Source organism: Methylobacterium sp. HJ2, assembly GCF_056431005.1.
The window spans coordinates 1010535-1019205 of sequence record NZ_JBWJYM010000001.1 but is presented as its reverse complement, the minus strand read 5'-3'; the positions used below and the strand labels follow the sequence as shown (position 1 = coordinate 1019205).

Below are 8671 nucleotides of genomic sequence, written 5' to 3'. Positions count from 1 at the left end.
CGAGGAATACGCCCGCTCGCTCATCGTGGGCGGGGGCACGATGTTCGAGGAGATGGGCTTCCACTATGTCGGCCCGGTCGACGGGCACAACCTCGACCACCTGCTGCCGGTGCTGCGCAACGTACGCGACACGGAGCAGGGCCCGATCCTGCTGCACGTGGTCACCCAGAAGGGCAAGGGCTACGCCCCGGCCGAGGCCAGCGCCGACCGCTACCACGGCGTGGTCAAGTTCGACGTGGTCTCGGGCGTGCAGGCCAAGGCCAAGCCGAACGCGCCGGCCTACACCCGGGTGTTCGGCGAGAGCCTGATCAAGGCGGCCGACGCCGACCCGAAGGTGGTGGCCATCACCGCGGCGATGCCCGGCGGCACGGGCATCGACCTGTTCGGCAAGGCGCATCCGGCGCGCACCTTCGACGTGGGCATCGCCGAGCAGCACGCGGTGACGTTTGCGGGCGGGCTGGCGACGGAGGGCTACCGGCCGTTCGTGGCGATCTACTCGACCTTCCTGCAGCGGGCCTACGATCAGGTGATCCACGACGTGGCGCTGCAGAACCTGCCGGTGCGCTTCTGCCTGGACCGGGCGGGCCTGGTGGGGGCGGACGGGGCCACGCATGCGGGGGCGTTCGATCTGGCCTATCTCTGCTGCCTGCCGAACATGACGGTGATGGCGGCCGCCGACGAGGCGGAGCTGGTGCACATGGTGGCGACCGCCCACGGGCACGACAGCGGCCCGATCGCGCTGCGCTACCCGCGCGGCGAGGGGGTGGGGGTGGACCTGCCGGAGCGGGGCGAGGCGCTGGCGATCGGGCGGGGCCGGATCGTGCGGCGGCCGGAGGGGGCGCGGGTGGCGCTGCTGTCGCTGGGCACGCGGCTCTCGGAGGCGCTGAAGGCGGCCGACCGTCTGGGCGAGGCGGGGATCGGGGTGAGCGTGGCGGATGCGCGCTTTGCCAAGCCGCTGGACGAGGCGCTGATCCTGGACCTGGCGGCGAGCCACGACGTTCTGATCACGCTGGAGGAGGGCTCGCGCGGGGGCTTCGGGGCGATGGTGCTGCACCTCCTGTCGGAGCGCGGCGTGCTGGACGCGATGCGGGTGCGGGTGCGCACCCTGACGCTGCCCGACACCTACCAGGACCACGACAGCCCCGAGCGCATGTACGCCGAGGCCGGCCTCGACGCCGACGCCATCGTCCGAAAAGTCCAGGAGATCCTGCCCGAGCGCCAGGATGGCCGGTCCCGCCTGCGCCTCGCCTGAGCGGCGCGGGACGCGCGGGCGGCTGTGCGATCGGGACCGTCCGCGCTTGTTCCTCCGTCGGTTCGGTGACACAAGCGCGGGTATTGCGGTGCAGCATCCGGAGGCGATTCGGGCGCATCCGAGTTTCATGACGATTCGAGCGTGATGGCAGAGGCGACCCAGACCGGCCCCTCCGAGCCCGGCCCCGTGCTGATCACCGGCGCGAGCGGCTTCCTCGGACCCGCCCTCGTCGACGTGTTCCGCGACGCCGGCTTCCCGGTGCGCATCCTCGTGCGCAAGGCGAGCCCGCGCACCAACCTGACCTGGGACGACGTGGAGATCGCCGAGGGCGACATGCGCGATCCGCTCGCGGTCGCCGCCGCCATGAGGGGGCAGCGCTACCTCGTCCACGCGGCCGCCGATTATCGGCTCTGGGCGCCCGACATGGAGGAGATCGTCCGCACCAACCGCGACGGCACCCGCGTGATGATGCGCGCCGCGCTCGACGCGGGCGTGGAGCGGGTGGTCTACACCTCGAGCGTCGCCACGATCCGCCCGCCCGCGGAGGGCGCCGCCCCCTCCGACGAGACCATGCCGCTGACGCCCGAGACCGCGATCGGCGCCTACAAGCGCAGCAAGGTCGTGGCCGAGCGCGTGGTCGAGGAGATGGTGCGGACCGACGGCCTGCCCGCCGTGATCGTCAATCCCTCGACGCCGATCGGGCCCCGCGACGTGAAGCCGACGCCGACCGGCCGCATCATCCAGGAAGCGGCCAAGGGGAAGATGCCGGCCTTCGTCGATACCGGCCTCAACCTCGCCCATGTGGATGACGTGGCCGCAGGTCACCTTCTCGCGCTTCGCAAGGGCCGGATCGGCGAGCGCTACATCCTGGGCGGGGAGAACGTGCTGCTGTCCCGGATGCTCGCCGACATCGCCGGGATGGTCGGCCGCAAGCCGCCGACGGTGAACCTGCCGCGCGGCGTCGTCTACCCGATCGCGTTCATCTCCGAGCTCGCGGCGCGGGTGACCGGCCGCCAGCCCTTCGCCACGATCGACGGCATTCGGATGTCGCGCTACCGGATGTTCTTCTCCGACGCCAAGGCCCGGGCGGAGCTCGGCTACACGGCCCGGCCCTATCGCGACGGGCTCTCCGACGCGATCCAGTGGTTCCGGCAGGCAGGATACCTGCGATGAGCGCCGCCCTCGACACGGCGACCGCGACCCGCTCCGGCAAGGGGCATCGCGACGAGAACTTCCCGGTGGCCTCCCACCTGATCCACCCGCGCAACCGCGGCGCGATCCTGGCCTTCTACGACTTCGTGCGGGCGGGCGATGACGTCGCCGACCACACCGGCCTCGACGCCGAGCGCAAGATCGCGCTGCTCGACGGGCTCGCGGACGCCCTGACGGGGGCCGGACCGGCCGATCCCGAGGCGGCGCCGCTCAAGGCCGAACTCGCGGCCCGCGGCCTGCCGCCGCGCCACGCCCTCGAACTGCTCGACGCGTTCCGCATGGATGCGCGCAAGAACCGCTACGCCGACTGGGACGAGCTGATCCACTATTGCCGCTACTCGGCGATGCCGGTCGGGCGCTTCGTCCTCGACGTGCACGGCGAGGTTCCGGCACGGGTCTACCCGGCCTCGGACGCGATCTGCGCCGCCCTCCAGATCCTCAACCACCTCCAGGATTGCGGCAAGGATTACCGCAATCTCGACCGGGTCTACATCCCGGAGGTCTTCCTGCGCCGGCACGGGGCCACGGTGGAGATGCTGGGTGATGCCCGAGCGACGCCGGAACTCCTCGCGGTGATCCGCGACCTCGCCGAGCGCACGCTCGCGCTCCTCGAGGAAGGCCGCGACCTGCCCGACCTGATCGACGACCTGCGCCTGTCGCTGGAAATCGCCGCGATCCACCGGCTCGCCGTCGTCCTGACCCGCGGGCTCCTCACCCGCGATCCCCTGGCCGAGAAGGTCCATCACGGCAAGGCCGCCTTCGCGCTGACCGCCCTCGGCGGCGTCGCCCGCACGCTCGCGCGCCGGCCCTTCCGCGGCCGGACCCTGCGCCGGGCGGCGTCAGGAAAGCCCACCGCATGACCGCAACCGCCGCTCCCCAGGCCGTCGCCGAGGCCCCTGCCCTGCCGGCCGCCGGCTCCTCATTCTACACTGCCATGCGCCTGCTGCCGAAGGACCGGCGCGAGGCGATGTACGCGGTCTACGCCTTCTGCCGCGCCGTCGACGACGTGGCCGACGACGGCGGACCGGCCGACATGCGCGCCGCCGAGCTCGACCGCTGGCGCGCCGACATCGACGCGCTCTATGCCGGCCGGCCGCCGGCGCGGGTCCGCGACCTCGTCGTCCCGGTGGAGCGCTACGGACTCCAGCGCGCGGACTTCCACGCGGTGATCGACGGGATGGCAATGGACGCCTTCGCCGACATCGTCGCCCCCGATGCGGCCACCCTCGACCTCTATTGCGACCGGGTGGCGAGCGCGGTCGGGCGCCTGTCGGTCCGCATCTTCGGCATGCCCGAGGAGGACGGCATCCAGCTCGCATGGCACCAGGGACGGGCCCTGCAGCTCACCAACATCCTGCGCGACATCGACGAGGACGCCGAGAGAGGCCGCCTCTACCTGCCGCGCGAGCAGCTCGCCGCAATCGGCCTGACCAATCCGACCCCGGCCGAGGCCGTCGCGCATCCGCGCATCGGCGAGGTCTGCGCCGCGGTGGCTCAGGAGGCCGACGGGCATTACCGCGCCACCTGGCGGATCATCCGGCGCAGTCCGCGCAAGGCCACCAAGGCCGCCCGCCTGATGGCCGCGGCCTACCGGCTCTATCTCGACGCCCTGCTGAAGCGCGGCTGGTCCGCGCCGCGCGCCCGGGTGAAGCCCGGGAAGCTCGCCCTCGTCGGCGTGGCGCTCCGCCACGGCATCGTCTGATGGGCACCACGCACGTCGTCGGCGCCGGCCTGGCCGGCCTGTCGGCCGCCGTCGCGCTCGCGGAGCGGGGCGCGCGCGTCGTGCTGCACGAGGCGGCCAAGCAGGCCGGCGGGCGCTGCCGCTCCTACTACGACCCGGCACTCGGCCTCACGATCGACAACGGCAACCACCTGCTGCTCTCGGGCAACACCGATTCCCTCGACTTCATGCGGGTCATCGGCGCCCCCGCCGACGCCCTCACGGGGCCGGACGAGGCGGTGTTCGACTTCGCCGACCTGAAGACGGGCGAGCGCTGGAGCCTCCGGCCGAATGCCGGGCGTGTGCCCTGGTGGGTGCTCAGCCGCGCCCGGCGCGTGCCCGGGACCCGAGCACGGGACTACCTGGCGCCGCTCGGAATCCTGATGGCCGCGGCGGGTCAGGGCGAGGGCCGCGGCGGCACCATCGGCGACAGCATGCATTGCGCCGGCGCGCTCTACGAGCGGCTCTGGCACCCGGTGCTGCTCGCCGCCCTCAACACCGATCCGAAGGAGAGCGATGTCGGGCTGGCCGCCAGGATCCTGCGCGAAACGCTGGGCGCCGGCGGCCAGGCCTGCCGGCCGCTGATCGCGGTCGGCGGCCTCTCGGCGGCCTTCGTCGATCCGGCGGTGCGCTACCTCGAGGCTCGCGGCGCGCAGATCCGTTTCGGACGGCGCCTGAGGGGCATCGGCTTCGCCGGAACCCGGGTCGCCCGACTCGAATTCTCGGACGAGCCCGTCAGTCTCGGGCCGGACGATTCGGTCGTCCTCGCCCTCCCGCCCTGGGTCGCCTCGGAAGTGCTGCCGAACCTCGCCGCGCCGCAGAATTTCCGCTCAATCGTCAACGCCCATTTCGCGCGGGTCCCGAAGCCCGGCAGCCCGCTGTTCCTCGGCGTGGTGAACAGTCTGTCGGAGTGGATCTTCGCCTATCCGGACCGCTATTCGGTGACGATCAGCGGGGCGGACCGCCTCCTCGACGTGCCGCGCGAAGACCTCGCCCGGGAGATCTGGGGAGAGATCGCGCAGATCGGCAATCTTGCTCCGGAACTGCCAAGCTGGCAGATCGTCAAGGAGAAGCGGGCGACCTTCGCCGCGACGCCGGCGGAAGCCGCGCGGCGCGCGCGGGCCGCCACGTCCTACGACAACCTCGTCCTGGCGGGCGATTGGACCGCGACCGGGCTGCCCTCGACCATCGAGGGCGCGATCCGGTCGGGGCGAACGGCTGCGCGCACGCTCGCGTGCGGATCGGCACGCACGCGCGGTGCGGCCTGAGGCATGTGACGGTCACGTGCGCGACCGCGAGAGGCAGGAGTGATGAGAGAAGCCGTGAGCAAGATCGAGGCTCTGCAGCGCCCGAAGACCCAGGGGATCACGCTCGATGAGGTCGAGCGGGGGATCGCACAGGCGACGCGCGCCCTGACCAACCTCGCCGATGCCGACGGCCACATCTGCTTCGAGCTCGAGGCCGACGCGACGATCCCGTCCGAGTACATCCTGTTCCACCAGTTTCGCGGCACCGAAGCCCAGGCCGGGATCGAGCCGAAGATCGGCAATTATCTGCGCCGCACGCAGGGCAAGCACGGCGGCTGGGCTCTCGTTCACGAGGGCCCGTTCGACATGAGCGCCAGCGTGAAGGCCTATTTCGCGCTGAAGATGATCGGCGACGACATCGAGGCGCCGCATATGCGCCGGGCCCGCGAGGCGATCCTGGCCCGCGGCGGAGCCGCCAACGCCAACGTCTTCACCCGCATCCTCCTCGCTCTCTACGGCGAGGTGCCCTGGCGCGCCGTGCCGGTGATGCCCGTGGAGGTGATGTTCCTGCCCAAGTGGTTCCCGTTCCACCTCGACAAGGTGAGCTACTGGGCCCGCTGCACGATGGTGCCGCTCTTCGTCCTGCAGGCGACGAAGCCGCGGGCCAAGAATCCGCGCGGGATCGGCATCCAGGAGCTGTTCCTCACCCCGCCCGAGAGCGTCGGCCACTGGCCCGCCAGCCCGCACGCCACCTGGCCCTGGACGCCGATCTTCGGCTTCATCGACCGCGTCCTGCAGAAGACCGAGAACCATTTCCCGAAAGGCCCGCGCAAGCGCGCCATGGAGAAGGCCCGCGCCTGGGTCAGCGAGCGTCTGAACGGCGAGGACGGGCTCGGGGCTATCTTCCCGGCCATGGTCAACACCGTGCTGATGTACGAGGTGATGGGCTACGCCCCCGATCACCCGCAGGTGCGGGTGGCCTGCGACGCCATCGAGAAGCTCGTCGTCGTCAAGGCGAACGAGGCCTACGTGCAGCCCTGCGTCTCTCCTGTCTGGGACACGGCGCTCGCGAGCCACGCCCTGCTGGAGGCCGGCGGCCGTGAGGCCGAGGCCCAGGCCCGCGCCGGCCTCGATTGGCTGAAGCCCCGCCAGGTGCTCGACATCAAGGGCGACTGGGCGGCGACGAAGCCGAACGTGCGGCCCGGCGGCTGGGCCTTCCAGTACGCCAACGCCCATTACCCGGACCTCGACGACACCGCCGTGGTGGTGATGGCCATGGACCGCGCCATGCGCCAGCACGGCCTCGTCGCCGGCATGCCGGATTACAAGGCCGCGATTTCCCGCGCCCGCGAATGGGTCGAGGGACTTCAGTCGAAGGATGGCGGCTGGGCGGCCTTCGACGCCGACAACAACCATATGTATCTCAACCACATCCCGTTCTCGGATCACGGCGCGCTGCTCGATCCGCCGACCGCGGACGTGACGGCCCGGGTCGTCTCGATGCTGGCCCAGCTCGGCGAGACCCGCGAGACCTCGAAGGCCCTTGACCGCGGCGTGACCTACCTGCTGAACGACCAGGAGGAGGACGGCAGCTGGTACGGCCGCTGGGGCATGAACTTCATCTACGGCACGTGGTCGGTGCTCTGCGCCCTCAACATGGCGGGCGTCGATCCGCAATCGGCGGAGATCCGCAAGTCGGTCCAGTGGCTGATCCGCATCCAGAATCCGGACGGCGGCTGGGGCGAGGATGCCTCGAGCTACAAGATCGATCCGGCCTTCGAGCCGGGCTCGTCCACCGCCTCGCAGACCGCCTGGGCGCTCCTCGCCCTGATGGCCGCGGGCGAGGCCGACGATCCGGCCGTGACGCGCGGGATCAACTTCCTGACACGCACCCAAGGGGCGGACGGCTTCTGGAACGAGGAGCGCTACACCGCCACCGGCTTCCCGCGGGTGTTCTATCTCCGCTATCACGGCTACCCGAAGTTCTTCCCGCTCTGGGCGATGGCGCGCTACCGCAACCTCAAGCGCGGCAATTCCCGCAAGGTCGCGTTCGGGATGTGACGGACCTGTGACCGGCCACCGGAGCGGTGCCCGGTCACAGGCCGACCGCGATCGCGCCGGTCTGAAGCGGCTATCAGGCGAGTCGCGCAGCGTGTGGTCCGCCGCCTCCCGTGATCGTCGGACCCCGCCTTTCGTCAAAACGCCGATGACCCATCCCGCCATCGGTCGGAGCAGAGCCTCGTGACCGCATCCTCAGAGCGCCCCGTTCTTGCCGTGACGGGGCTCGCCAAGGAAGCACGCCTCGCCGCAGGCCCGGGTGTGGAAACGATCGGAGCCGGCGGAAATCCGTTCCGCCTCGCGGCCCTCCTGGCCGAACGCGGACAGCCCGGATGCAGGGCGGTTGTGAGCTTCGGAATCGCGGGCGGGCTCGATCCGGACCTCGTGCCGGGGGATGTCGTGATCGCCACCGGCATCATGGGCGCGGACCGCCGCTACGCCGCCGATCCGGACCTCGCCGCAAACCTGGAGGCGCGCCTCGCCCGGCCCGGCCTCACGGTCGGCACCGGCGAACTCGCGGGGGTCGACGCCGCGGTGATGACGCTCGCGGCGAAGGCCGATCTCCGGACCCGCACACAGGCCCGTGCCGTCGACATGGAATCGCACGTCGCCGCCGCCTTCGCCGAGCGCCACGCCCTGCCCTTCGCCGCCTTGCGGGTGGTCTGTGATCCGGCGCAGCGCGCGTTGCCGGCCTTCGCTGCGCAGGCCTTGAAGCCGAACGGCGAGCCGGACATCCTCGCCGTGCTCGCCGCCCTGGCACGCGGCTCGGCCCGGATCGGCGATCTCGTGCGTCTCGCGCGCGATTCGAACGCCGCTTTCGCCGCGCTGGGCCGGTGCCGTGCGGTTCTCGGCACGGGCCTCGGCGTTCCGTTCTCCGCCGAGGACCGCGCCTGAGCGCGCGATGGCCGTCCTGCCGATCACCACGTAGCGGCCCTCCTGCCCTGAGGTGGACAAGCGAGCGGAGCCTTCAGCTTACCCCTGGCGGCGCAGCCCTGCCGTGTCGCCGGGGACGTCGCGCGTCGTGGCCGGCAAGCGCCCGGCGCCGTCCAGGCCCTGATTGACGAAGATCGCGCCGTCGACGGTCACCGAGACCGGGCGATCGGCGGTCGTCGGATTCGGAGACCGGATCTCCTGCACCGATGCCGCGGGCGCCATCAGCACGATCCGGCCGAAGGATGCGCG

General features: G+C 71.5%; 8 protein-coding genes. 7 read left to right on the top strand and 1 reads right to left on the bottom strand.

Translation table 11 applies throughout. From position 1 onward, the window contains the following. The 7 genes from dxs to ACS5RC_RS04620 all read left to right on the top strand — a co-directional run. Positions 1-1252, top strand: a 1252-nt coding sequence (gene dxs, locus ACS5RC_RS04650; RefSeq protein ID WP_478342630.1) for a 1-deoxy-D-xylulose-5-phosphate synthase, incomplete at its 5' end; no start/stop codon positions are given. 144 nt (positions 1253-1396) lie between these two features. Further along, positions 1397-2425, top strand: a complete 1029-nt coding sequence (hpnA, locus tag ACS5RC_RS04645) for a hopanoid-associated sugar epimerase (protein WP_478342629.1) — start codon at positions 1397-1399, stop codon at positions 2423-2425. After that, complete coding sequence (gene hpnC / locus ACS5RC_RS04640; protein WP_478342628.1) at positions 2422-3324, top strand: squalene synthase HpnC; 903 nt, start codon at positions 2422-2424, stop codon at positions 3322-3324. Before hpnA ends, hpnC begins: the two co-directional genes overlap by 4 nt. Continuing rightward, positions 3321-4166 carry a presqualene diphosphate synthase HpnD gene (hpnD, locus tag ACS5RC_RS04635; protein ID WP_478342627.1) on the top strand — a complete coding sequence of 282 codons (846 nt, stop codon included), beginning with the start codon at positions 3321-3323 and terminating at the stop codon, positions 4164-4166. The genes hpnC and hpnD overlap by 4 nt, the downstream gene beginning before the upstream one ends. Next, positions 4163-5452, top strand: a complete 1290-nt coding sequence (gene hpnE / locus ACS5RC_RS04630; RefSeq protein ID WP_478342670.1) for a hydroxysqualene dehydroxylase HpnE — start codon at positions 4163-4165, stop codon at positions 5450-5452. Before hpnD ends, hpnE begins: the two co-directional genes overlap by 4 nt. Before the next feature lie 42 nt (positions 5453-5494). Continuing rightward, positions 5495-7492: a squalene--hopene cyclase gene (gene shc, locus ACS5RC_RS04625; RefSeq protein ID WP_478342626.1), complete on the top strand. Its 1998-nt coding sequence runs from the start codon at positions 5495-5497 to the stop codon at positions 7490-7492. 180 nt (positions 7493-7672) lie between these two features. Then, positions 7673-8383: a phosphorylase gene (locus ACS5RC_RS04620; protein ID WP_478342625.1), complete on the top strand. Its 711-nt coding sequence runs from the start codon at positions 7673-7675 to the stop codon at positions 8381-8383. A 78-nt stretch (positions 8384-8461) separates the two neighbouring features. On the opposite strand, the gene ACS5RC_RS04615 is transcribed toward ACS5RC_RS04620, so the two are convergent. After that, complete coding sequence (locus ACS5RC_RS04615; RefSeq protein WP_478342624.1) at positions 8462-8644, bottom strand: hypothetical protein; 183 nt, start codon at positions 8642-8644, stop codon at positions 8462-8464. Positions 8645-8671: the final 27 nt, after the last annotated feature.

Coding starts and splice junctions, on each gene's coding strand:
- hpnA (WP_478342629.1), top strand. CDS start 1,397: ATGGCAGAGGCGACCCAGACCGGCCCCTCCGAGCCCGGCCCCGTGCTG.
- hpnD (WP_478342627.1), top strand. CDS start 3,321: ATGACCGCAACCGCCGCTCCCCAGGCCGTCGCCGAGGCCCCTGCCCTG.
- ACS5RC_RS04615 (WP_478342624.1), bottom strand. CDS start 8,644: ATGGCGCCCGCGGCATCGGTGCAGGAGATCCGGTCTCCGAATCCGACG.
- shc (WP_478342626.1), top strand. CDS start 5,495: ATGAGAGAAGCCGTGAGCAAGATCGAGGCTCTGCAGCGCCCGAAGACC.
- hpnC (WP_478342628.1), top strand. CDS start 2,422: ATGAGCGCCGCCCTCGACACGGCGACCGCGACCCGCTCCGGCAAGGGG.